We start from the raw sequence: 22,408 nt of genomic DNA, 5'->3' as shown, positions 1-22,408 counted from the left end.
GCCACCAGGCCGAGGGCGGCGGAGCGCTGGAGAGAACCGTCGCGGAACGCCTTTCGACGCTCCACCGTGGCGATTTCTGGCATCGGGACCGTTCTTCCGCGGGAACACAGGACACGGGATCTGCCCGCATGCTCTGCGCCCGCCCCGCCACGCACGGGGCAGCCGCTCGTCGTAGCTGCGGACCGCGACCTTGGCCTCCCGGAGGAAGGAAGCACGTCTGCTTCCCGCCCGCAGGCACCACCGCCTCACCCCGCATCTCACAGCGTCCCGGAGACGCCCCTCGATGGGATGAGGTTTTAGGAAAATAATCGCTACAACAATTCCCTTGTCAGGAGCCTCTCACGAAACCAAATTAAAGGCTGCGGTAGACAAATGCTATTTCTCTACCAATCGGAGATCGCATGCATCTCAACATCAAGAACGACGAAGCTCATCAGTTAGCGACAGAGTTGGCCCGCATGACCGGCGAGAGCCTCACCGCGGCGGTGACCTATGCGCTGCGCGAACAGCTCGCACGCGAGCATCGTCGCCGGCAAACCGACCAGATCGCGCAACGACTGCTGAAGATCGGAGGCCGTTACGCCGCGTTGCCGGACACCGGGCGAACTCCAGACGAGATTCTCGGCTACGATGACAATGGATTGCCGACGTGATCGTCATCGACACGTCGGCGATCATTGCGATCTTTCGGGAGGAACAGGAGGCAGCAGAGTTCGCGAGGCTGATCGCATCCGACGATCAACCAGTCCTGTCTTCGGGCAATTTGCTCGAGGTCTCGATCGTTCTGCGAGGATTAAAGGACATTCCGCCAGCCAAAGCCGAACGATGGCTTGATGATTTTATCGCAGAGGCCGGAATCCGGGTGGAGCCCGTGACGGCCGCACAGGCCGAATACGCACGTTCGGCACATCTGCGGTTCGGGAAAGGAACCGGCCACAAAGCAGCTCTCAACTACGGAGATTGCTTCGCCTACGCGCTGGCCAGGGCTTTGAATGCCCCCTTGCTGTGCAAGGGCAACGACTTCCCGCTGACCGATATTCCGCTTGTCGCATAGATCTCTCGCTGGGCTTCCCCCTTGCCCCCCGCCGGCAATCGCGATTTAGCTGCGCGGACCGACCCCTGGCGCGAGAGCCTCGATGGCGACGATCGACACTTCACTGGTTGCAAAACTGCCGCTGTTTGCGGGGCTGAGCCCGGTGGAGCTCGACGCCGTGCTGCAGGAGGCGCGGTCGATCCGGGTTCCCAAGAACGGCCATGTGTTCGAACAGGGCGAGGATGCCCATTCGTTCTTCGTGCTGCTGCACGGTCACGTCCGCGCCAGCAAGGTGACGCCGGCCGGCGAGCAGATCGTGGTGCGCTATGTTGCGCCAGGCGAAACCTTCGGGGTGGCCACGGCAATCGGTCTGAACCGCTACCCGGCGACAGCGACCGCGGTCGACGACTCGATCGTGCTGGCGTGGCCGACCGGGGCATGGCCCAGGCTCGTCGAGCGATATCCCGCGCTTGCCGCCAACACGCTGCGCACGGTCGGCGACCGGTTGCAGGAGACGCATTCCCGAGTGATCGAAATGTCGACCCAGCAGGTCGAACAGCGCGTCGCCCACGCGCTGCTGCGGCTCGCCAAGCAGAGTGGCCGCAAGGTCGAGAGCGGGGTGCAGATCGATTTTCCAATCAGCCGCCAGGACATCGCACAGATGACCGGCTCGACGCTGCATACCGTCAGCCGGCTGTTGTCGAGCTGGGAGCAGAAGGGCCTGATCGAGAGTGGCCGCCAGAAGATCGTATTGCGCGAGCCGCACCAGCTCGTGGTGCTGGCCGATCAGCCGCCCGGCGACAAGACCTCCTGAGGCTTTGCCGCGGCCTCGCGCAGCGCCGCCAGAAACGGCGCTTCGGCGGTCCGATGCTCGCGGCAAGAATCCTCGATGGTGTGAAACGTCGCGATCGGACAGCCGACGCAGGCGTGCCTGAAATCCAGGAACACCCGGATCGTCGCCGGCCAGCGACGCATCACGTCCTCGACTACATAGCTGCGGTCTATCGACATCGTCGTCTCCATTGACCCGCCATGCTGATCTCCATGTACGGCGGGTTCTTTGTCGCGCGACAACGTTTCGGCGGTTCCCGCATTTCGTCGTTTCCGGGTCCGACAAATGACGGATGCGGAGAGTACCGGAGTTGATCGGCATTCATCGCTGAGCTTGTGCTGGGACAAACAGTGGCAGCGTAGCAGGCGCATGGTTGCGCCAGCCGAGTTTCTATCCAGCCCTGAAGGACCACGACTATGATGACCCGCCGAGACACCCTGCTGAGCGTCGCCGCTTCCGCACTGATGATGAGCGCCGCACCGACCACGACATCCGCCGCCGCCGCCACTCCCACTGCCGAAGAGGACATTTCCAAGCTGCCGCGTCAGAAGGTCGAGCTGGTTGCACCGCCGTTCGTGCACGCGCATCAGCAGGCCACCAAGGATGGACCCAAGGTCGTCGAATTCAAGATGGTGGTGCAGGAAAAAGAAGTGGTGATCGACGAAGACGGCACCAAATTCCAGGCGATGACCTTCAACGGCTCGATGCCCGGACCGTTGATGGTGGTGCATGAGGGCGACTATGTCGAACTGACGCTGGTCAATCCCGCCAGCAACACGATGCCGCACAACATCGACTTCCACGCCTCGACCGGCGCCCTCGGCGGCGGCGCGCTGACGCTGATCAATCCCGGCGAACAGGTGGTGCTGCGCTTCAAGGCCGATCGCTCCGGCGTGTTCGTGTATCACTGCGCTCCGGGCGGCAACATGATCCCGTGGCACGTCGTCTCCGGCATGAACGGCGCCATCATGGTGCTGCCGCGTGACGGTCTGAAGGATCGCAGCGGCAAGCCGCTGCACTACGACCGGGTCTACTACATCGGCGAGCAGGACATGTACGTGCCGAAGGACCAGAACGGCAAATACAAGGCCTATGCGTCGCCGGCTGAATCCTACGTCGACACCGCCGAAGTGATGCGCAAGCTGATCCCGACCCATGTGGTGTTCAACGGCAAGGTGGGCGCGCTGACCGGCAAGAACGCGATGCCAGCCAAGGTCGGCGAGACCGTGCTGATCGTGCACTCACAGGCCAACCGCGACACCCGCCCGCACCTGATCGGTGGCCACGGCGACTACGTCTGGGAGACCGGCAAATTCGCCAATCCGCCGGAGAACAATCTGGAAACCTGGTTCATTCGCGGCGGTTCGGCCGGTGCTGCGCTCTACACCTTCAAGCAGCCGGGCGTGTACGCCTATCTCAACCACAACCTGATCGAAGCGATCGAGCTCGGTGCCACCGCGCACTTCAAGGTCGACGGCAAGTGGAACGACGATCTGATGAAGCAGGTCAGTGCGCCCGGCCCGATCCCGGGTTGATCGACGAACTAATAATCTGCCTTCCGAGGCTCACGTTTGTGAGCCCCCTCTTCCCCGTCATTGCGAGGAGCGAAGCGACGAAGCAATCCAGTCCAACGTTCGGAGCTGGATTGCGTCGCTTCGCTCGCAATGACGAGGTGAGGTCATCGACCAATGAGCTGCCCCGTCAAACCGGCCGAACTCCCATGCCGCTCGCCTTCAAAGCCAAGGTCGCTCTCGCCGCTCTCGCAGGCTTCGTCACGCCGTTCATGGCCGTGCCGCTGATGCTCGGGAGCGGCGATCCGGCGTTCGAAGCCCGGCAGGCGATCACCGTCGTTGCGCCCGGCTCAATGCAATACCGGCTACCCGGCGAATTCACCCGCGACGGGCGACAGATCGAAGCGCCACGGATCGAATTGCGGTTCGATGCGCCGATATCGATCATGCTGCACCAGGTCAGCGCGGCGGATTACCAACTCTGCGTCGACGATGGCGCCTGCCATCCGATGGCTTCCGACACCGCGATCCGCGCCGATCGTCCGGCTGTCCGCGTGTCGTGGCAGGACGCGACCGGTTACGCCGACTGGCTGTCGCGCAAGACCGGCACGCGCTATCGGTTGCCGACCGACGCCGAATGGGCGTTTGCGGCCGGCAGCAGGTTCAAGGACGACGGGCTCGCGTCGGACAGCGACGATCCGTCGGTGCGATGGATCGCGCGCTACGAGCGCGAATCCGATCGTGACGATCTGTCGAGCACTTTGCGCAGCTTCGGCGGTTTCGGCGCCAACGAGCGCGGCCTGCTCGACCTGTCCGGCAATGTCTGGGAGTGGACCGCGACCTGTTTCGACCGCACCGCGATCGACGCCGCCGGCCGGCCTCAGGCACAGACCGCCAATTGCGGCGTGCGGATCGCCGAAGGGCTGCACCGCGCCTACGTCTCCGATTTCATCCGCGACGCCAAGGCTGGCGGCTGCTCGGCCGGACTGCCGCCGATCCATCTCGGCTTCCGCCTGGTGCGTGAGCCGGCTGCACCGCTCGCGCGGCTGCGAGACAAGTTGGACCGCGTCGTGGCGGCGGCAGGGATCTGAACCGCGACCCAGAGCCGCGCACGACATTGACACGCATCAAATGGCCCCGCGCGCCGAACTTCTAGCCTCGGCCATCGCGCGTCCCGGAGCCCGCTGCTTCGCCACGCGCTCCTGAAGGCCGCCCGGCCGATGCGCGGAGTTGCGCTATCTTGAATGCTCCCGATCTCACCCGCCCGCCGCTGACGATTCGGCGGATCAGCCTCGACACCGGCCGCGAAAACGTCGCGGTGATCTCCCGCCGCTCGCGCGCCCTGCGCCCGGATGTGTTTCGCGGCTTCAGCCGTGTCGAACTGCGCATCAACGGCAAGGTGCTGCTGGCGACGCTGATGATCACCGACGACGACGCGATGATCGGCCCCGACGAACTCGGCCTGTCCGAGCCGGCGTTCCGCCGCTTCAACGAGCCGGTCGGCAGTGCGGTGACGGTGACGCCGGCGCGGTCGCCCGCCAGCCTCGATGCGGTGCGCGCCAAGATCCAGGGCCACACGCTGTCGGCCGCCGAGATCACCGCGATCGTCGACGACCTCGCGCACTTCCGTTACTCCGACATGGAGATCGCCGCGTTCCTGATCAGCGCCGCGCGCTTCACCTCGACCGACGAGCTGCTGGCGCTGGTCGGCGCGATGGCGTCGGTCGGCACGAAGCTGAAATGGGACAATCCGATCGTCGTCGACAAGCACTGCATCGGCGGCATTCCCGGCAACCGCACCACCATGATCGTGGTGCCGATCGTCGCCGCGCACGGACTGATGATCCCGAAGACTTCGTCGCGCGCCATCACCTCGCCGGCCGGCACCGCCGACACCATGGAACTGCTGGCGCGGGTCGATCTCGACGTCGAGCAGATGAAACAGGTGGTGCACGCCTGCGGCGGCTGCCTTGTGTGGGGCGGCCACGTCAACCTGTCGCCCGCCGACGACATCCTGATCTCGGTCGAACGCCCCCTCAGCCTCGACACACCGGAGCAGATGGTCGCCTCGATCATGTCGAAGAAGCTCGCCGCCGGCTCGACCCGATTGCTGATCGACTTCCCGGTCGGCCCCTCCGCCAAGGTTGCCAACGCCAACGAGGCGATGCGGCTGCGTAAGCTGTTCGAATTCGTCGGCGATCACTTCGGCATCGGCGTCGAAGTCGTCACCACCGACGGCCGCCAGCCGATCGGCCGCGGCATCGGCCCGGTGCTGGAAGCCCGCGACGTGATGGCCGTGCTCGGCAACGAGCCCGGTGCCCCGGCTGACTTGCGCGAGAAATCGCTGCGGCTCGCCGCGCATCTCTTGGAATACGATCCAAAGCTACGCGGCGGCGCCGGCTATGCCCGCGCCAAGGAGTTACTCGACAGCGGCGCTGCGCTGAAAAAGATGCAGCAGATCATCGACGCACAGGGGCCGTCGCCGTGTCCGGCCGAGCTCGGCAGCTACGCGGCCGATGTGCTGGCGGCCGCCGATGGCGTGGTCAACGGCATCGACTGTCTGCGCATCAACCGCCTCGCCCGCAGCGCCGGCGCGCCGGTCGCCAAGGGCGCCGGCATCGATCTGTTCAAGAAGATCGGCGACCGCGTCGAAAAGGGCGAGCCGCTGTATCGGGTGTATGCGTCCGACCGCGCCGAATTCGATCTGGCGCTGGCCGCCGCCCAGGCGGAGTCCGGCTTCGCGATCAACCACCACACCCCGGCCGACGTGGACCTGGTATCGTGAGCGTCGCGCTGTGCTATCTGGACTCGGCGGCGGACGATGCCATTCGGCTCGCGGCGCGGCTCGGCGTGCCGGCGCATCTCATCACGCAGCACCGCTTTCCGGACGGCGAGATCGCCGTCAATGTCGGCCCCACAGCCGCGACCACGATCCTGTATCTGCCGCTCGATCAGCCCAACGATAAGCTGGTGACCATCCTGTTCGCCGCCGAAGCGCTGCGCCGCGAAGGCTGCAAACGCCTGGTGCTGCTGGCGCCGTATCTCTGCTACATGCGCCAGGACGTGGCATTTCACCCCGGCGATGCGATCAGCCAGAAGGCGATGGGCCGGCTGCTGGCAGGGCTGGTCGACCGGGTCATCACCGTCGATCCGCATCTGCATCGGACACCACGGCTCGGCGACGTCTTCCCCGGCATCGCAGCGGACGAGCTGTCGGCGATGCCGACGATCGCCGCGGCGCTGCGCGGCACACTCGATCCTGACACCGTGGTGGTCGGACCGGATTCCGAATCCCAGCAATGGGTCGATGCGCTCGCCAAACTGATCGGCACACGATCCGCGGTGGCGCAGAAGATCCGGCACGGCGACCGATCGGTCGAGATCGCGTTCCCTGATGCAAGCACGGTCGCGGGTCAGCCGGCGCTGCTGGTCGACGATATCGTCTCCTCCGGTGGCACGCTGATCGCCTGCACGCGCGCGCTGCTCGGCGCCGGCGCAACGTCTGTCGACGCGGTGATCACCCACGCGCTGTTTCCCCCGGCGATGCTGCGCGACTTCACCGCCGCCGGCATCCGCACCATCCGCTCCACCCACACCGTGCCGCACCCGACCAACGCGATCACGCTCGACGATCTGTTCGTCGAGGCACTGCGCGCCGAGATCGGCACGCCCAATCAGGAAACCCGCGCATGAGCGTCACCATCCGATTCTGCGGCGCTGCGCGCACCGTCACCGGCTCCTGCTATCTGTTCGAGACCAATGGCAAACGCTTCCTGGTCGATTGCGGCCTGTTCCAGGGCCACAAGACGCTGAAGGAGCTGAACTACGGCGCGTTTCCGTTCCGCCCGTCGGAGATCGACGCGGTGCTGCTGACGCACGCCCATATCGATCACTGCGGCCTGCTGCCGAAGCTGGTGCGCGAGGGATTCAAGGGACGAATCCTGGCGACCCGCGGCACCATCGATCTGTGCTCCTACATGCTGCCCGACGCCGGCAGCATCCAGGAGTCCGAAGTGATGATGCTGAACCGCCGCAACGCCGCGCGGGGGCGACCGGAGGTCAGCCCGATCTACACCCAGGCCGACGCGATCGCGACGCTGTCGTCGTTCTATCCGGTCGATTACCAGAGCTGGGTCAACGTCCTCCCCGGTGTGCGCGCGCGGTTCTGGAACGCCGGACACCTGCTCGGCTCTGCCTCGATCGAAATCGAGATCGACGGCGAGGGCCGCTCATCCTCGGCGCTGCGGCTGCTCGCCTCCGGCGACATCGGCCCCGACGGCAAGCTGCTGCAGCCCGATCCGGAAGCGCCGGCACATTTCGACTACGTGATCTGCGAGTCGACCTATGGCGACCGCGTGCGCGAGCCGACCTCGCCGAAGCTCCGCCACGAGCGCCTGGCTGCCGAAGTCAACGCCGCCGCGGCGGCGCGCGGCGCGCTGGTGATTCCGGCATTCGCGGTCGAGCGCACCCAGGAGCTGATCGTCGATCTGATCGACCTGATGGAAAAGGGAACGATCCCGAGCGCGCCGATCTTCCTGGATTCGCCGCTGGCGATCCGCGCCACCGAAGTGTTCCGCCGCCACGCCGCCGATCTCGACGAAGACGTCGATGTCGAGCGGCTGCTGGCCTCGCCGCATCTGCGCTTCACCGAGACGGTGGAAGAGAGCAAGTCGATCGCCAAGCTCAGCGGCTTCCACATCATCATCGCCGCCAGCGGCATGTGCGACGCTGGCCGCATCCGCCATCATCTCAAGCGCTGGCTGTGCCGCTCCACCGGCACCGTGCTGCTGGTCGGCTATCAGGCGAACGGCACGCTCGGCCGCTTCCTCGAAGAAGGCGCCAAGGCGGTGCGGATCATGGGCGAGGAAGTCCGCGTCAAAGCCAAGATCCGCCGCATCGACGATTACTCCGGCCATGCCGATGCCGACGAGCTGACGCGATGGATCACCGAGAGGCGGCCGATCGATCGCGGGCTGTTTCTCGCGCATGGCGAGGAAACCGCGATCGCCGCACTGGCGGAGCGACTCGGCGGCGGCGTGCTGCCGGCCGCGAAAATCTTTCAGCCCCTGCTCGACGACGTCTACGAACTCACCACGCCGGTTCCGACCGCGCTCGACGGCAAGCATCGCCGACGGCTCGAGCCCGAATCAGTGGTCAAGCTCGACTGGCACAACGAGATGTCGAAGCTGCTGCTCGATATCAACGCCAGCGTCGAAGCCGCGGCTGACGAGCGCGCGCGCAGCGTGATCATTCGCCGCCTGCGCCGCGCGCTTGATGAGAACGGCAATGGCAACGGCGCGCATGCGGCGCGACGTTAGCCCCGCTATGGATCGGACCTCATGGTCTGAATACCATTAGAGCAAGGTTTGATTCACTCTCGGCATTAGAACACCGCTGCACCGCCAAATTGCGCGATTCGCTTGCAGCTATTCGAATTGCATTCCCCCGAGGGCTGTGTGCTAGACTATCTCGCATATGCACAATCCGGGGGATGCTCGTGAGTGCGAACTATCATGTCGCCGAAGGCGACCAGAATGCACTCGGTCAGTATCTGGTCGCGCGGGCGGCCAGCTGCAGTGCCGACCGACGTCCGCATCTGAAGATCGCCTGCATTCATTGTGGCGCCGAATACGTCGCCGCCGAAGTCAATTTCCATGCGTGCAAATGTCCGGCCTGTCAGAACGGTGCAGGCAACCTGTTGCTCTGAAGCCGTTGCCGCGCCGGCCATTGTCAGCCCGGCGCCCGATACGCATACGCCTCCTGCGTGATCCCGCCATAACCATAGGCCGCCGCCCGGCAGTCGATGATGTGGATGTTCGAGTGCGGATGCAGGTCGCCGATCAGCTCTGACAGCAGCGCGAACGCCTCGCGGTGATACGCCGCCTTTTCCGCCTTGGTGTTGGTCTCGTCGGTGATGGTGACCTCGAGCTTGAACGCATTCTTGCGCCAGTCGCTGAGCGCACGGCCGGCGATAAACCACTGATCGGCGGGATGATGGCGGATGAACACCGCCGTGCGGTCGAGTTCCTTGCGCAGCACCCGGCAGGTGAGTTCGGCGAGCGCGGCGGCGAGCCGTCCGGTGAGCGCCGGGTCGAGGGGGAGGGAAACCGTCAGGGTGATGCCGGGCATGTCCGCTGCTTTCTGGTGGTGGATGTCGATGCCGATCATGCCGCGGCTCTTTCCTCCCGAAAAACGGGAAGATACGATAACATCCATCTGGTTTTCGGGTGGATGATGAGCCGGCTGTTCGACCTCGATCTCCTCAACGCGCTGGTGGCGGTGGCCGAGACCGGCAGCCTGTCGGCGGCGGCGCCGCGGCTGTGCCGATCGCAATCGGCGGTCAGCGAGCAGATCCGCAAGCTGGAGGAAATGTGTGGGCAACCGCTGCTTCGCCGCGGCAAGAGCGGCGCCAGCCTCACTCCCGCCGGCGAACGTCTGATCGGACACGCCCGCCAGCTGCTGGCGCTGAGCGACGCAGCCTATCGGGACATGCACGCCGCCCAGCTCGCGGGCGAACTGCGGCTTGCGATCACCGATTACTTTCGGCCGGGTGCGCTGCCCGGCATCCTGCGCCGCGTGCGCGACCAGTTTCCGCATCTGCGGCTGCACGTCTCGATCCGCAAGAGCGCGCTGATCGAGGAGACCGCCGATTCCGATGAGTTCGACATCGGCCTGTCGATGGCGATTCTCGACCGTCCGTCACGGCGGAGCGCGGCGAAGCGGATCAAGCTGCGGCGCGAGCCGCTGCTGTGGGTCGCCGACCGCTCGTTCGTCTTGCCGGACGACGGTGTCCTGCCGCTCGTCGTGCTGCCCGACACCTGCTCGCTGCAGCGCTTCATCGCGCGCACGCTGACGGCGCACCGGCTGCCATACACGGTGATGCACTCGGCCTCCGGCGTCGGCGGGCTGCACCTGGCGCTGGCCGCAGGCCTCGGGCTGACCTGCCTCAACGCGTCGGCCGTGCCGGCGGACGCCGTGGTGCTGGCAGCGGGCAACCGGCTGCCGCCGCTGCCCGAAGTCGAATTCAGCCTGGTTCCGCCGCTCCGCGACGAGCCGGCGCTGGTCGGCAAGGTGCGCGACATGCTGGCCGAGCAGCTAAGCTGACGGGCAACGCCGGCCCCTGGGCTGGAATAGTTCTAATCGCGACATTGCGCCGCTGCATTGCCCGGGCGGCCTGAGCTACTGACAAGCGTCCTCGATTTTCGCCAGGAGCCCGCCGTATGAGCCGTTTCCGTGCCGCCGCCCTCGCACTTGCCGCCGTTTTCGTGCCGTTCGGCGCCGGGGCCGCGGAGCAGGTCAACGTCTACACCTACCGCGAGACCAAGCTGGTGCAGCCGCTGTTCGACGCCTTCACCAAGGACACTGGAATCGCCGTCAACGTAATCTCGGCGAGTTCAGGCCTGGAGCAGCGGATCAAGGCGGAAGGCGCCAATAGCCCGGCCGACGTGCTGCTGACGGTGGACATCGGCCGGATCGACGATGCAGTGGCGGCCGGCATCAGCCAGCCGATCAATTCGGCGGTGATCGACGAAATCGTGCCGGCCCAGTTCCGCGATCCGAACGGCCAGTGGGCCGGCATCTCGATGCGGGCCCGGGTGATCTACGCCTCCAAGGATCGCGTCAAACAGGAAGCGATCACCTATGAGGAGCTGGCCGACCCGAAGTGGAAGGGCAAGATCTGCATCCGCTCCGGCCAGCACATCTACAACAACGCGCTGTTCGCCGCTTACGTCGCCAAGCACGGCGAGTCCAAGGCCGAGGAATGGCTGCGTGGCCTGAAGGCCAATCTGGCGCAGAAGCCGTCCGGCGGTGACCGCGAAACCGCACGTGACGTCGCGGCCGGCAAATGCGATCTCGGTATCGGCAATACTTACTACTGGGCGCTGATGCTGAACGATCCCGACAAGAAGGCCTGGGCGGACGCGACCCGCGTGGTGCTGCCGACGTTCGAAGGCGGCGGCACTCATGTCAATCTGTCGGGCGTCGTGCTCGCCAAGCACGCGCCCAACAAGGCCAACGCGGTAAAGCTGATCGAATGGCTCGCCGGCGAGAAGGCGCAGCAGATCTACGCCGACGCCAACTACGAATATCCGATCCGCGCCGGCGTGCCGCTCAACCCGATCATCGCCGGCTACGGCAAGCTGAAGCCGGATCCGCTGCCGATCGCCAAGATCGCCGCCAACCGCAAGGCCGCCTCGACGCTGGTCGACAAGGTCGGATTCGACAACTGAACGTCATCACACCTCCACCGCAGGCAGACTTCCCTCATCCTGAGGAGCGCGGCGAAGCCCTGAGGGCGAAGCCGGGCGTCTCGAAGGATGGAGCCAAAGATCACGTCCTCATGGTTCGAGACGGCGCTGCGCGCCTCCTCACCATGAGGACGGCGCCTGGTGCGTCCGACACCGAACTCGTCGCCCTCGTCCTCGCTCTCCTCACCGCCCTCCTCGTCGCCGCACCGGTGATCAGTCTGATGCTGATCGCGCTGCAGCCGGCGCCGGAGGTGTGGTCGCATCTGATCGCCTATGTGCTGCCGCGCGCGGTGAGTGACACCGCACTGCTGATCGCCGGCGTCGGCACGCTGACGCTGCTGATCGGCACCGCTACGGCCTGGCTGGCGTCGTCACATGAGTTTCCCGGCCGCACCGCGCTGATCTGGCTGCTCCCTCTGCCGCTGTCGGTCCCGACCTATCTGTCGGCCTATGTCTATGTCGATCTGTTCGAGCCGCTCGGGCTGATGCATCGCGCGCTCGGCCTGATGATGCCGGCCGCGCAGGCAGTGCAGTGGCTGCCGTCGGTACGCTCGCTGCCCGGCGCGATGCTGCTGCTCGCCGCGGTGCTGTATCCTTACGTGTATCTGTCGGCCCGCGCGGTGTTTCAGGCGCAGGGGACGGATGCGATCGAGGCCGCGCGCACCCTTGGCGCCGGCCGCTTTACCATCCTGCGCCGGGTGGTGCTGCCGATGGCGCGGCCTGCGCTGGCGGTCGGCGTCGCGCTCGCCGCGCTGGAGACGCTGAACGACATCGGCGCCTCCGAATATCTCGGCGTCCGCACCCTCACCGTCTCGGTATTCAACACTTGGCTCAATCGCGGCAGCCTGGCCGGCGCGGCGCAGCTCTCGCTGGTGCTGCTCGGCTTCGCCGCGCTCCTGATCGCGATCGAGCGGATCGGCCGCCGCAACGCCAACGTCGAATTGTCGGCGGAAAGCCCGCGGCTGCGGTCGCGGACGCGGCTGCGCGGCCTCAAGGGCGGGCTCGCAATGATGGCCTGCCTGCTGCCGCCGCTGTTCGGCTTCGTGCTGCCGGCCGCGTATCTGCTCGGCGAAAGCCTGCGCCGCAGCCTGTCGATCGGGATCGACCCGACGCTGTGGCGCGACGCCCTGCACACCGTGACGCTCGCGGCGCTCGCCACCCTGATCGCACTCGGGCTCGGGCTGATCGTGGTGCTGGCCGCGCGCTGGCGGGAGGGCCGCACGACGCGCGCCGCCATGGCGGTCGCCCAACTCGGCTACGCGCTGCCGGGCCTGGTGCTGGCGCTCGGGCTGCTGACGCCGGTGCTGGTGATCGACGGCACGGTCGCCAATCTGTTCCGTGCCTTCGGCTATCCGTCGCCCGGCCTGATCCTGATGAGTACCGGCGGCGCGGTGGTGGCCGCCTATGTGATCCGCTTCCTGGCGGTGCCGACCGGGCTGCTCAGGGCCGGGTTCGATCGCATCCCGCGGGACTACGACGACTCGGCCCGCGCCGCCGGTGCCGGCCGCCTCGTCACGCTGTGGAAGATTGACCTACCACTGCTGCGCCCGGCGCTGGTCGGCGCCGCGATCCTGGTGTTCGTCGATTGCCTGAAGGAGCTGCCGGCGACGCTGCTGCTGCGGCCGCTGAATGTCGAGACGCTGTCGACCTCGATCTATCAATACGCCAGCCGCGGCAGCTTCGAGGATGGCGCGCTGGCGGCCCTGATCATCGTCGCCGCCAGCATTCCGCCGGTGATCTGGCTGACCCGGTTCTCCGACCTGCCGGAATGAGCCGGTCGCCACGCTGCCGCCGTCATCCCGTGGCTGGTGGGCTCGGAACTCCGGCGCTGCGGCGATCCGCAGCACCGGCTGGCCTCGACCCGTCCATGACCGTATAATTCGCCCGATGAAGCAGAGCCGGACCTTTCCTGTCGCCGCCCGGTGCGGCCTCGCCCTCGCCGCGATGCTGTTCGCCGGAGCGTCCGCGCAGGCGCAGGTGGCACCGATCCGCTATTGGGTGCCCGGCGGGCCGTTCGGCTTCGGCGGCGGCGCGACCGAGAGCTGGCAGGCGCTGAACTGGAGCGACGTGCCGGGCTTCAATGCGGAGACCGACGAGAATGGCGAGCTGCGCAGCGGCTTCGTCGCCCGCAGCTACAGCGCCCCCGTCACACCGCTGGCCGGCGGCTTGGGCTGGAGCAGTCCGGGCGGTGCCGGCGCGTTCGGCAATTTCGGCTCGCTCGCCGTCGAGGGCTCGCAATACGGCTACCGCTTCAAGGGCGTCGGCGACATGCCGGTGACGCTGTTCGGCGGCGTCGACAGCCTGAAATACAAGCCCGACGTCTTCACCTCGCTGACCTCGCCGGGCTTTGCCAGCAGCAACACCGCGGCCAGCACGGTCAATGCCGGCATCGAGATCAAGCCGACCTCCAATGTCAGCCTGTCGTTCTCGGCCGGCTACACCCAATACAACGGCACCACCGACAGCGACATTCGCTCCAACCTGCTGCCGGGCGAATCGCCGCTGTTCTCAGGCGGCCGGCGCTAATCTTTTTGCGGTGTCGACCCAATTAGGACGTCGACTGACGAGCCCTGAGCCAGAGCCCGCGACGACTTGGATATTGGTGGTGAGGCCGGCTCGAGAGCGATAGAGCCAGCGTTCTGCACCGCCTTTTTGCCGTCGCAGCCTGCTGGCGGCGCGAACTGTGATGATGCTGTCGATCATCTGGATGTACCTATAGAGTGCGGCTGTGATTGCGTCCATGCAATCACACGCACGCTTTTCGCCATCGCGCGACGCAATTATCGCCGGTGGTGCGTGGACTCAGGAAGGTCGCGCTGGTCCCTTGGATCGAAGCACATGAAAAATGCTGTTCAGCGCTCGGCGATGATGGACGCTCCGAACGCCTCGCGGCTTTTTGAGCAGCAGCGCCTCGATCACGCCCCACTCGAAGTTCATCATATCATGTCGGCTCAAGAATATGCAGGATCATGCGGCAAGCCGCCAGCCCCTTTCTGTGGAGCAGCCGAAACTGCAAGGCCGTCGATTGGCTTAGCGGGACTAATCTTGTATGCTTCGCCCTGCCGTAAATAGAGCAGCAGGGTGGTGGCTCCTGCGCCTGTCTTTCGATGGGTTCTTCTCTGCCTCGGCGTCAACCTGATTTGCTCGGGAACGGCGCTTTGGACTTACCAATAGCCGTTTCCGAACCATCGACTGGAAACCGCTGATGCCATCAATCGTCACTGCCTACATCGCCCTCGGATTTGCTATTGCGCTGGAAGTCACAGGATCGACTTTCCTGCAGAAATCAGCACAGTTTACCCGACCCTTACCTACTGTGGCGATGGCCATTTGCTACGTGGCGTCGTTTTACATGTTGTCCCAAGCCTTAAAGGTCTTGCCCCTCGGCGTCGCATACGCCATCTGGGCCGGTTTAGGCATAATTTTGACTGCAACGGTCAGTTTTTTTGTGCTTCGACAGGCTCTCGATGTAGCTGCTTGGCTAGGCATTGGATTGATCGTCGCAGGCGTGGTTGTGATGAACGTCTTCTCACGAACGGTGGGGCATTGAGCAGCAGCAGATGTCTCTTCACTGGAAAAGATAAGATGGTCCGTCATCTGATTAATGGGTTTACGGCCCATAATTCGTCCCATCACTTGGTTTGCGCGCTCGGCTCCAAGGACGACTCAACCGTTTCATTGGTGGCTTCATCTTTCCTATCCTGATCGCGCACAAACCAGTACACCGCACCCAGCGCCAACACCGCGAAGGCCAGACCGATCAGCGTCAACGGCTCGATCGTCGTGGCGTCGAGAATGATGAATTTGCGCGACAGCGCCAGCAGCGCGATCAGCACCACCGTGCGCGCCTGCACGATGCTGTTCCGTCGCTTCAGAACGCCGAGGATCGAGTGGTTGAACTCCATCGCGATCAGCAGTGTCAGGATCATGCCGAACACGTTCTGAAACAGGCTGTGGTCGGCAGGATCTAGCACGCCATGAGCGAGCAGCTTGACGACGTGGATCGCTAGCCCGGCTAATGCCGCCAGAACCACCAAGCTGATCAGCGTGGTCAGCACCACGATGACGAGCTGTTCGAACTTCTCGTACAGACTGAGCGCCGGCCAGCTCCGGCGCAGATCGCTCAGCGCATCGAGAGCGTCGAACGACCGTTCCCGAGATCGACGGCTGCTCATGAAGCCACCTCCTCAGCCGACCGAGCTGGCGTCCCCATGGCGGACGTCTCAGCGAACGCCCGCAGGTCCTGCTCGTCGAGTGTTTCCTTTTCCATCAGCCGGCGGGCCGAGCGTTCGAGTTGGTCACGCCGTTCGCCCAGCAGCTTGACGGTGCGATCGAAGGTGGCGTCGACGATACGCTTGACCTCGTCGTCGACGGCCGCCGCGGTCTCATCCGAGTAACTCCGCTCCTGCGGTCCGTAATACGGCTGGTCGCTCGCCAGGAAAGAGCGGCGATCCTTCTCCAACGCGACATTGCCGAGCCGTTCGCTCATGCCATAGCGCGTCACCATGGCACGGGCGATGTCGGTGACCTTCATCAGGTCGTCGGCCGCACCGGTCGACAAATGGCCGAACACGATTTTTTCCGCGGCGCGGCCGCCGAGCAGCACCGCCATCTTGTTCTCCAACTCCTCGCGGGTCATCAGGAAACGATCCTCGGTCGGACGCTGGATGGTGTAGCCGAGCGCTCCGACGCCGCGCGGAATGATCGACACCTTGTGCACTGGGTCGACGCCGGGCAGCGCCATCGCCACAAGCGCATGTCCCATCTCGTGATAGGCGACGATCTCGCGCTCCTTCGGATTGAGCAGCCGGTTGCGCTTCTCCAGGCCCGCGACGATGCGCTCGATCGCATTGTTGAAGTCCTGCATCGTCACCGCATCGGCCCTGCGGCGGGTCGCCAACAGCGTCGCCTCGTTGACGAGATTCGCCAGATCGGCGCCGGTGAAACCGGGCGTGAGCGCCGCGATCAGCTCGGGCGACACATCCGGGGCGAGCTTCGCCTTGGTCATGTGCACGCCGAGGATCTGAATACGGCCGGCCTTGTCTGGACGATCGACCAGCACCTGACGATCGAACCGGCCGGCGCGCAACAGCGCCGGATCGAGAATTTCGGGGCGGTTGGTGGCGGCGAGCAGCACCAGGCCGGTGGACGAATCGAAGCCGTCGAGCTCGACCAGGAGCTGATTCAGTGTCTGTTCCTTCTCGTCATGGCCGCCGGCGTAAGGCCCGATGCCGCGGGCACGGCCGAGCGCATCAAGTTCGTCGATGAAGATGATCGCCGGAGCCTTGGCGCGCGCTTGCTCGAACAAATCGCGGACCCGCGCGGCGCCGACGCCGACGAACATCTCGACGAACTCCGAGCCGGAGATCGAGAAGAACGGCACGCCGGCTTCGCCCGCTACCGCTTTGGCCAGCAGCGTCTTGCCGGTGCCGGGCGGGCCGACCAGTAGGATACCCTTCGGCATCCGGCCGCCGAGCCGGCTGTAGCCGTCCGGATCTTTCAGGAAATCGACAATTTCTTTCAGTTCGTCCTTGGCCTCGTCGACGCCGGCGACATCGGCGAACGACACGCCGGTATTGGATTCGACATACACCTTGGCCTTGGACTTGCCTATCTGCATCAGGCCGCCGCCGACCCCGCCGCCCATCCGGCGGATGACGAACATCCAGACGCCGACGAACAGCAGCACCGGCACCACCCAGGACAACAAATCACGGAGGAATGTACTCTCGATCCGCCCGGTGACGACGACGCCCTTGTCCTGAAGCTGGCGCGCCAGATCAGGCTCCACCCGGGTGGTAATAAACATCGGCTTGCCGTCGATCGCCTCCTTGAAGCGGCCCTGGATGAATCGATCGGAGACCGCGACCTCGGCGATCTTGCCTTCGGCCAAATAGGTCTCGAACTGGCTGTAGGGAATCTTCGCGACGAGCGTCGCGGTAGTGAACAGGTACTGGAATCCGAGCAAAACGAAGAGTGCTATCAGCCAGTACCCGATGTTGAACTGGGTCTTCTTGTTGAGCTCCACGACAATAACTCCCCCGCTGCGCTCCCTCGACGGGAGCATTGCTCCTTGTCGTCCGACTAAGACGCAGCCGCCCACGGCCGAGTTCCTTCACGCCACGCGTCGCAACGCGCGCAGGCGACGGAAGGACGCCTCATGTGCGGTGCGTTGAGATCGGGCTTGGAAGGTACGCGGCCGATTGCGAGGCTACAGCGAAGTCCAAGTGCACATCTGCCGAGCGTCCCAATCGAGCGGCGCGCCGGCCCCGCATCTCAGGGTCGGCATCGCTCGATCTAGGGGAACAGCAACGGGTTTCAAGATCATCCGGCAGAGCGCGGCGCGCGGTCGCAGCTTCGCGGTGACTGCGCGCGGTGCCGCGAAATCAGGCGTTCTTCAGCGCGACGCGGAATTCGGCTTCGGTCTTGGCTTTGACCTCGTCGAGGGTGACGCTGTCGGCGAGTTCGATCAGCGCCATGCCGTCATTGCCGTGCTTGTCGATGGTGAACACCGCAAGATCGGTCACCACCATGTCGACGACGCGCTCGCCGGTGAGCGGCAGGTTGCACGACCTCAGCAGTTTCGGGCCGTCCTTGGCGGAATGCTCCATCACCACGACGACGCGCTTGACGCCGGCGACGAGATCCATCGCGCCGCCCATGCCCTTCACCATCTTGCCCGGAATCATCCAGTTGGCGAGGTCGCCGTTCTGCGCGACCTGCATGGCGCCGAGAATGGAGAGGTCGATGTGGCCGCCGCGAACCATCGCGAAGGAATCGGCCGACGAGAAGTAACTGGTCGACGGCAGCTCGGTGACGGTCTGCTTACCGGCATTGATCAGGTCCGGGTCTTCTTCACCCTCATAGGGGAACGGGCCCATGCCGAGCATGCCGTTTTCGCTCTGCAGCACCACGTCGACGCCGTCCGGGATGTAGTTCGAGACCAGCGTCGGAATGCCGATGCCGAGGTTGACGTAGAAGCCGTCGCGCAATTCCTTGGCGGCGCGCGCCGCCATCTGTTCGCGGGTCCAAGCCATCAGGGTTCTCCTCAGCTCGCCGCCGTTTCGGCGCGCTTGCGGGTGGTACGCTGCTCGATGTGTTTCTTGGCGTTCGGCACATGGACGATGCGCTGCACGAAGATGCCCGGGGTGTGGATATGATCCGGATCGATCTCGCCCGCCGGCACCAGATGCTCGACCTCGGCGATCGTGATCTTGGCCGCGGTCGCCATCATCGGATTGAAGTTGCGCGCGGTCTTTCGGTACACGAGGTTGCCGGCGGTATCACCCTTCCAGGCGTGAACGATCGCGATGTCGCCGAACAGGCCGCGTTCCATCACGTACTTCTCGCCGTCGAACTCGCGGATTTCCTTGCCCTCCGCCACCAGCGTGCCGACGCCGGTCTTGGTGAAGAACGCCGGAATGCCGGCGCCGCCGGCGCGGATGCGCTCGGCCAGGGTGCCCTGCGGGGCGAACTCCAATTCCAGCTCGCCGGCCAGAAACTGCTGCGCGAACAGCTTGTTCTCGCCCACATAGGACGAGATCATTTTCTTGATCTGACGGGTTTCGAGCAGCCGGCTGAGGCCGATGCCGTCGACGCCCGCGTTATTGGAAACGAAGGTGAGATCCTTGACGCCCGCGTCGCGGATCGCGTCCGACAGGGTCTCGGGAATGCCGCAAAGGCCGAAGCCGCCGGACATGATCATCATGCCGTCCCGCAAGATGCCGTCGAGTGCCGCCTTGGCGTCGGGGTAGACCTTGTTCATGATGCAGGGACCTGTGAAGGGGCTTGGCTGCGATTAGGTCTATTAGGCAAAAACCCCGCAACCCGTCAATTGCGCCAGGGCCCGCAACGCCCGGAAAGCCTTGAAAGCGCCAAGAAAACCGATCAAGTTGCGCCCTCAGGTCCGGCCCCCTATGAGCCGCCTCTCGCGCACGACATTCACGCTCACGTTCCGGAAATTGGTTGGCGATGGCCCAAGGAATTAAGCGCCTCGGGATCTCGGTCGCAGTGCTGATCGCCGTCGCCGTGGTGGCGGCGTTCGCACTGTCGCTGACGATCGATCGCGGTGCGCTGCGACAAGCGGTGGAACAGCAGCTCCGCGTCGCCACCGGCCTTCAGCTCGAGGTCGACGGGACCACCGACGTCACGATCTTCCCGCGCAGCACCGTGGTGTTCAGCGACGTGCGGCTGAAAAGCGGCGAAGATGGCGGCAATGACGCCGCGCTCAGCGTCAAGACGCTCACCACCAACCTTCGGCTGCTGCCGCTGCTGCTGCGCCGGTTCGAGATCGCCGACGTGGTGCTCGGCCAGCCGTCGATCCAGGTGGTGCGGGATGCCGACGGCCGCAGCAACTGGACGCCGTTCATCGACAGTCTGACGCGAACCATGAAGCCCGGCCTCGACGACCAGGTGTCGTTCTCCGAGATCCGGCTGCAGGATGGTGAGCTGAACTATCTCGATCAGGCCAGCGGCCAGCACGAACATATCAGCGACATCGACCTGTCGCTGGCGTGGCCTTCGATCTCCCGCACATTCGCGGCCACCGGCCAGTTCGATTTCCGCGGCGAGCGCATCGACGGCTCGATCACGGTCGCGGACTTCATAGCGGCGCTGCGTGGCGATTCCTCCGGCATCAAGCTGCGGCTCGCCGGCGCACCGATGAAGATCGCGTTCGACGGCACCATCGCCAACAAAACCAGCCTGGTTCTGACCGGAACGGTCACCGCGGACAGTGTCTCGCTGCGCAACGCGCTGCGCTGGGCCGGGCAGGAGCCGCCCGGCACCGGCGGATTCGGCCGTTTCTCGCTGAAGGCGCGGGCCAATCTGATCGGTCCAACGGTGGCGCTGACCAACGTCAATGTCGAGCTCGACAAGAACGTCGCCGAGGGGGTGATGACCTACACGATCGCCGGCGGCCACCAGGGCCTGCAGGCGACGCTCGCAGCCGGCAGCATCGACGTCACGCCGTATCTGTCGACGATCCGGCTCCTGGCCAGCGGCGCGCGCGACTGGAACCGGCAATTGTTCGACCTGTCCTCGACCGACCCGGTCGATCTCGACATGCGACTGTCGGCCGCCAAGGTAGCGATCGGCTCCACCACGCTGGGCCGCACGGCGATCAGCGCCAACTTGCGTGGCGGCGCGCTGGCGCTCAGCGTCGGTGAGGCCCAGGTCTACGGCGGCATCGCGCAAGGCACGTTCGGCATCTCGCGCTCCGACAAGGCCGCCAGCGTCAAGGCCCAGTTCCAATTCAACGACGTCGAGCTGCAGACCTGCGCGGCCGATCTGCTCGGCGTGCGGAATCTCTCAGGGCGCGGCAATCTCAGCGTCTCGCTGGAAGCCGAAGGCGCCTCCCCGTTCGGGCTTGCCCAATCGCTCGACGGCTCGGCTCTTCTCACCGCGCACGACGGCGCGATCACCGGCTTCAACGTCGAACAGCTGTTGAAACGGCTCGAGCGGAGGCCGCTGTCCGGCGGCGGCAATTTCCGCAGCGGCAAAACGCCGTTCGACAAGCTCACCGTCTCGGTGCGGTTCGCGGACGGCATCGCCACCGCCGACGAGGTGCGGATCGAAGGGCCGAACGCGAAGATCTCGCTGAGCGGCACCGCCTCGGTGCCGGCGCGGGAATACGATCTGAAGGGCGTCGCCAGCCTGGCGAACGGCTCTGCCGCCAAGCCTGGCTTCGACCTGCCTTTCATCGTGCAGGGGCCGTGGGACGATCCGCTGATCTTCCCCGACCCGGAAAGCCTGATCCGCCGCTCACCGGCCTCCGCGCCGCTGCTCGACGCGGTCAAGGACCGCAAAACCCGCGACACCGTCCGCTCGGTGCTCGAACGCATCACCGGCAAGAAACAGGACGCCGAGCCGCCGGCCGACGCACCTGCCGCCGCGCAGCCCGAGCCGAAGGCGAACTGATCAGCTCAGCACGATCGGCGTGAACCGATGCTCATGCTTTGGCGCGCCGCGTCACATCGGCGCGGCGTTGTCGGCCTGGGTCTTCGACAGCTTCGACGCCAGCGACGCGATCACGATCAGCACCGTCACGGCGGCGATGATCAGGGTGCAGATCGCGTTGATCTCCGGCTTCACCCCGAGCCGCACTTCCGAATAGATCCGGATCGGCAGCGTGGTCGAGCCGGGGCCGGTGGTGAAGCTCGCGATCACCAGATCGTCCAGCGACAGCGCGAACGCCAGCATCCAGCCGGCCGCGATCGCCGGCCAGATCAACGGCACGGTGGCGCGCAGGAACGCTTCCACCGGCGCGCAGCCGAGATCCATCGCCGCCTCCTCGATGCTGCGGTCGAGCGCGTGCAGCCGGGACTGCACCACCACGGCGACGAAGCACATCGTCAGCGTGGTGTGGGCGATCACCACCGTCCAGAACCCGCGCTCGGCGTTGATCGCGACGAACAGCAGCAGCAGCGACAGGCCGGTGATTACTTCCGGCATCACCAGCGGCGCATACAGCATCCCGGAGAACAGCGTGCGGCCCTTGAAATGGCCGGCGCGGGACAGCGCCACCGCCGCCAGCGTGCCGAGCACCGCCGCCGCCGTGGCCGAGGTCAGCGCCACGCGCAGGCTCATCCAGGCAGCATCCAGCATCGGCTGGTCCTGGAAGAACTCGCGATACCAGCGCAGCGACCAGCCGCCCCACACCGTGACTAGGCGGGAGTCGTTGAACGAATAGACCACCAGGATCACGATCGGCAGATACAGGAACGCCAGCCCCAGCGTCAGCGAGACGAGGTTGAAACGGGAGAGCTTCATGACATCCCCCCTC

22 protein-coding genes are annotated in these 22,408 nt (G+C 65.3%); 15 read left to right on the top strand and 7 right to left on the bottom strand.

Annotated features, from left to right (window positions below; translation table 11 throughout):
* The first annotated feature begins 401 nt into the window (after positions 1-401).
* The 3 genes from DY468_RS19265 (at position 402) to DY468_RS19255 (ending at position 1,847) form a co-directional block, all read left to right on the top strand.
* Positions 402-653 (top strand): type II toxin-antitoxin system VapB family antitoxin, encoded by a 252-nt coding sequence (locus DY468_RS19265; RefSeq protein ID WP_164606392.1) that lies wholly within the window; start codon positions 402-404, stop codon positions 651-653.
* Positions 650-1,054 (top strand): type II toxin-antitoxin system VapC family toxin, encoded by a 405-nt coding sequence (locus DY468_RS19260; protein WP_164606391.1) that lies wholly within the window; start codon positions 650-652, stop codon positions 1,052-1,054. The genes DY468_RS19265 and DY468_RS19260 overlap by 4 nt, the downstream gene beginning before the upstream one ends.
* Before the next feature lie 82 nt (positions 1,055-1,136).
* The gene (locus tag DY468_RS19255; RefSeq protein WP_164606390.1) at positions 1,137-1,847 is read left to right on the top strand and encodes a Crp/Fnr family transcriptional regulator; all 711 of its coding nucleotides are present in this window, start codon (positions 1,137-1,139) and stop codon (positions 1,845-1,847) included.
* Here DY468_RS19255 and DY468_RS19250 read toward each other — a convergent pair.
* Positions 1,820-2,044: a DUF1858 domain-containing protein gene (locus tag DY468_RS19250; RefSeq protein WP_164606389.1), complete on the bottom strand. Its 225-nt coding sequence runs from the start codon at positions 2,042-2,044 to the stop codon at positions 1,820-1,822. The two genes, DY468_RS19255 and DY468_RS19250, sit on opposite strands and share 28 nt — an antisense overlap.
* 237 nt (positions 2,045-2,281) lie before the next feature.
* Here DY468_RS19250 and nirK point away from each other — a divergent pair, with 237 nt between their 5' ends.
* From nirK to DY468_RS19220, 6 genes are all read left to right on the top strand, one after another.
* Positions 2,282-3,400 carry a copper-containing nitrite reductase gene (gene nirK / locus DY468_RS19245; RefSeq protein WP_164606388.1) on the top strand — a complete coding sequence of 373 codons (1,119 nt, stop codon included), beginning with the start codon at positions 2,282-2,284 and terminating at the stop codon, positions 3,398-3,400.
* Between the two features lie 185 nt (positions 3,401-3,585).
* Positions 3,586-4,467 (top strand): SUMF1/EgtB/PvdO family nonheme iron enzyme, encoded by an 882-nt coding sequence (locus DY468_RS19240; RefSeq protein WP_164606387.1) that lies wholly within the window; start codon positions 3,586-3,588, stop codon positions 4,465-4,467.
* A 149-nt stretch (positions 4,468-4,616) separates the two neighbouring features.
* Positions 4,617-6,161: a thymidine phosphorylase family protein gene (locus tag DY468_RS19235; protein WP_164606386.1), complete on the top strand. Its 1,545-nt coding sequence runs from the start codon at positions 4,617-4,619 to the stop codon at positions 6,159-6,161.
* Positions 6,158-7,069, top strand: coding sequence for a ribose-phosphate pyrophosphokinase (locus DY468_RS19230; protein WP_164606385.1), 912 nt, complete (start codon positions 6,158-6,160; stop codon positions 7,067-7,069). Before DY468_RS19235 ends, DY468_RS19230 begins: the two co-directional genes overlap by 4 nt.
* Complete coding sequence (locus DY468_RS19225) at positions 7,066-8,694, top strand: MBL fold metallo-hydrolase (protein WP_164606384.1); 1,629 nt, start codon at positions 7,066-7,068, stop codon at positions 8,692-8,694. The genes DY468_RS19230 and DY468_RS19225 overlap by 4 nt, the downstream gene beginning before the upstream one ends.
* 173 nt (positions 8,695-8,867) lie before the next feature.
* A complete protein-coding gene (locus DY468_RS19220) occupies positions 8,868-9,083 on the top strand; it encodes a hypothetical protein (protein ID WP_107345766.1) in 216 nt (71 codons plus the stop codon).
* A 23-nt stretch (positions 9,084-9,106) separates the two neighbouring features.
* Here the strand turns inward: DY468_RS19220 and DY468_RS19215 are convergent, their stop codons facing one another.
* Positions 9,107-9,544, bottom strand: coding sequence for a tautomerase family protein (locus DY468_RS19215; protein ID WP_246701050.1), 438 nt, complete (start codon positions 9,542-9,544; stop codon positions 9,107-9,109).
* Between the two features lie 66 nt (positions 9,545-9,610).
* Between DY468_RS19215 and DY468_RS19210 the strand changes: the two genes are divergently transcribed.
* From DY468_RS19210 to DY468_RS19190, 5 genes are all read left to right on the top strand, one after another.
* Positions 9,611-10,480 (top strand): LysR family transcriptional regulator, encoded by an 870-nt coding sequence (locus DY468_RS19210; RefSeq protein ID WP_246701049.1) that lies wholly within the window; start codon positions 9,611-9,613, stop codon positions 10,478-10,480.
* Positions 10,481-10,596: 116 nt separating this feature from the next.
* On the top strand, positions 10,597-11,607 hold the full coding sequence (locus DY468_RS19205; protein WP_164606382.1) for a Fe(3+) ABC transporter substrate-binding protein: 1,011 nt from the start codon (positions 10,597-10,599) through the stop codon (positions 11,605-11,607).
* Positions 11,608-11,750: 143 nt separating this feature from the next.
* Positions 11,751-13,397, top strand: a complete 1,647-nt coding sequence (locus DY468_RS19200; RefSeq protein WP_164606381.1) for an ABC transporter permease — start codon at positions 11,751-11,753, stop codon at positions 13,395-13,397.
* A 115-nt stretch (positions 13,398-13,512) separates the two neighbouring features.
* Entirely contained in the window at positions 13,513-14,151 is a 639-nt protein-coding gene (locus tag DY468_RS19195; RefSeq protein WP_164606380.1) for a hypothetical protein, read from the top strand.
* A 679-nt stretch (positions 14,152-14,830) separates the two neighbouring features.
* Positions 14,831-15,175 carry a DMT family transporter gene (locus tag DY468_RS19190; RefSeq protein ID WP_164606379.1) on the top strand — a complete coding sequence of 115 codons (345 nt, stop codon included), beginning with the start codon at positions 14,831-14,833 and terminating at the stop codon, positions 15,173-15,175.
* An 82-nt stretch (positions 15,176-15,257) separates the two neighbouring features.
* Here DY468_RS19190 and DY468_RS19185 read toward each other — a convergent pair whose 3' ends face one another.
* The 4 genes from DY468_RS19185 to DY468_RS19170 all read right to left on the bottom strand — a co-directional run bounded on the left by DY468_RS19185 (position 15,258) and on the right by DY468_RS19170 (position 19,390).
* Positions 15,258-15,800: a phosphate-starvation-inducible PsiE family protein gene (locus tag DY468_RS19185; protein WP_164606378.1), complete on the bottom strand. Its 543-nt coding sequence runs from the start codon at positions 15,798-15,800 to the stop codon at positions 15,258-15,260.
* A complete protein-coding gene (gene ftsH, locus DY468_RS19180) occupies positions 15,797-17,653 on the bottom strand; it encodes an ATP-dependent zinc metalloprotease FtsH (protein WP_349644300.1) in 1,857 nt (618 codons plus the stop codon). The genes DY468_RS19185 and ftsH overlap by 4 nt, the downstream gene beginning before the upstream one ends.
* Positions 17,654-18,011: 358 nt before the next feature.
* Positions 18,012-18,662, bottom strand: coding sequence for a 3-oxoacid CoA-transferase subunit B (locus DY468_RS19175; RefSeq protein ID WP_164606376.1), 651 nt, complete (start codon positions 18,660-18,662; stop codon positions 18,012-18,014).
* An 11-nt stretch (positions 18,663-18,673) separates the two neighbouring features.
* On the bottom strand, positions 18,674-19,390 hold the full coding sequence (locus tag DY468_RS19170) for a CoA transferase subunit A (RefSeq protein ID WP_164606375.1): 717 nt from the start codon (positions 19,388-19,390) through the stop codon (positions 18,674-18,676).
* 206 nt (positions 19,391-19,596) lie between these two features.
* Between DY468_RS19170 and DY468_RS19165 the strand changes: the two genes are divergently transcribed.
* A complete protein-coding gene (locus DY468_RS19165) occupies positions 19,597-21,543 on the top strand; it encodes an AsmA family protein (protein WP_164606374.1) in 1,947 nt (648 codons plus the stop codon).
* A gap of 51 nt (positions 21,544-21,594) precedes the next feature.
* On the opposite strand, the gene DY468_RS19160 is transcribed toward DY468_RS19165, so the two are convergent.
* Positions 21,595-22,395 (bottom strand): ABC transporter permease, encoded by an 801-nt coding sequence (locus DY468_RS19160; RefSeq protein WP_107345773.1) that lies wholly within the window; start codon positions 22,393-22,395, stop codon positions 21,595-21,597.
* Positions 22,396-22,408: the final 13 nt, after the last annotated feature.

Origin of the sequence: Rhodopseudomonas sp. BR0M22, from assembly GCF_010907035.1 — a bacterium.
In the GTDB taxonomy this organism is placed as follows: domain Bacteria; phylum Pseudomonadota; class Alphaproteobacteria; order Rhizobiales; family Xanthobacteraceae; genus Rhodopseudomonas.
The sequence above is the reverse complement of the archived record's forward strand: the minus strand, read 5'-3'. Positions and strand labels throughout refer to the sequence as shown.

Bases quoted from the DNA above. Each gene is read 5' to 3' on its own strand.
- DY468_RS19185 (WP_164606378.1), bottom strand. From the start codon at position 15,800: ATGAGCAGCCGTCGATCTCGGGAACGGTCGTTCGACGCTCTCGATGCG.
- DY468_RS19205 (WP_164606382.1), top strand. From the start codon at position 10,597: ATGAGCCGTTTCCGTGCCGCCGCCCTCGCACTTGCCGCCGTTTTCGTG.
- DY468_RS19265 (WP_164606392.1), top strand. From the start codon at position 402: ATGCATCTCAACATCAAGAACGACGAAGCTCATCAGTTAGCGACAGAG.
- DY468_RS19200 (WP_164606381.1), top strand. From the start codon at position 11,751: ATGAGGACGGCGCCTGGTGCGTCCGACACCGAACTCGTCGCCCTCGTC.
- DY468_RS19240 (WP_164606387.1), top strand. From the start codon at position 3,586: ATGCCGCTCGCCTTCAAAGCCAAGGTCGCTCTCGCCGCTCTCGCAGGC.
- nirK (WP_164606388.1), top strand. From the start codon at position 2,282: ATGATGACCCGCCGAGACACCCTGCTGAGCGTCGCCGCTTCCGCACTG.
- DY468_RS19220 (WP_107345766.1), top strand. From the start codon at position 8,868: ATGCTCGTGAGTGCGAACTATCATGTCGCCGAAGGCGACCAGAATGCA.
- DY468_RS19170 (WP_164606375.1), bottom strand. From the start codon at position 19,390: ATGAACAAGGTCTACCCCGACGCCAAGGCGGCACTCGACGGCATCTTG.
- DY468_RS19160 (WP_107345773.1), bottom strand. From the start codon at position 22,395: ATGAAGCTCTCCCGTTTCAACCTCGTCTCGCTGACGCTGGGGCTGGCG.
- DY468_RS19250 (WP_164606389.1), bottom strand. From the start codon at position 2,044: ATGTCGATAGACCGCAGCTATGTAGTCGAGGACGTGATGCGTCGCTGG.
- DY468_RS19225 (WP_164606384.1), top strand. From the start codon at position 7,066: ATGAGCGTCACCATCCGATTCTGCGGCGCTGCGCGCACCGTCACCGGC.
- DY468_RS19165 (WP_164606374.1), top strand. From the start codon at position 19,597: ATGGCCCAAGGAATTAAGCGCCTCGGGATCTCGGTCGCAGTGCTGATC.
- DY468_RS19215 (WP_246701050.1), bottom strand. From the start codon at position 9,544: ATGATCGGCATCGACATCCACCACCAGAAAGCAGCGGACATGCCCGGC.
- DY468_RS19190 (WP_164606379.1), top strand. From the start codon at position 14,831: ATGCCATCAATCGTCACTGCCTACATCGCCCTCGGATTTGCTATTGCG.
- DY468_RS19210 (WP_246701049.1), top strand. From the start codon at position 9,611: ATGAGCCGGCTGTTCGACCTCGATCTCCTCAACGCGCTGGTGGCGGTG.
- DY468_RS19195 (WP_164606380.1), top strand. From the start codon at position 13,513: ATGAAGCAGAGCCGGACCTTTCCTGTCGCCGCCCGGTGCGGCCTCGCC.
- DY468_RS19175 (WP_164606376.1), bottom strand. From the start codon at position 18,662: ATGGCTTGGACCCGCGAACAGATGGCGGCGCGCGCCGCCAAGGAATTG.
- DY468_RS19255 (WP_164606390.1), top strand. From the start codon at position 1,137: ATGGCGACGATCGACACTTCACTGGTTGCAAAACTGCCGCTGTTTGCG.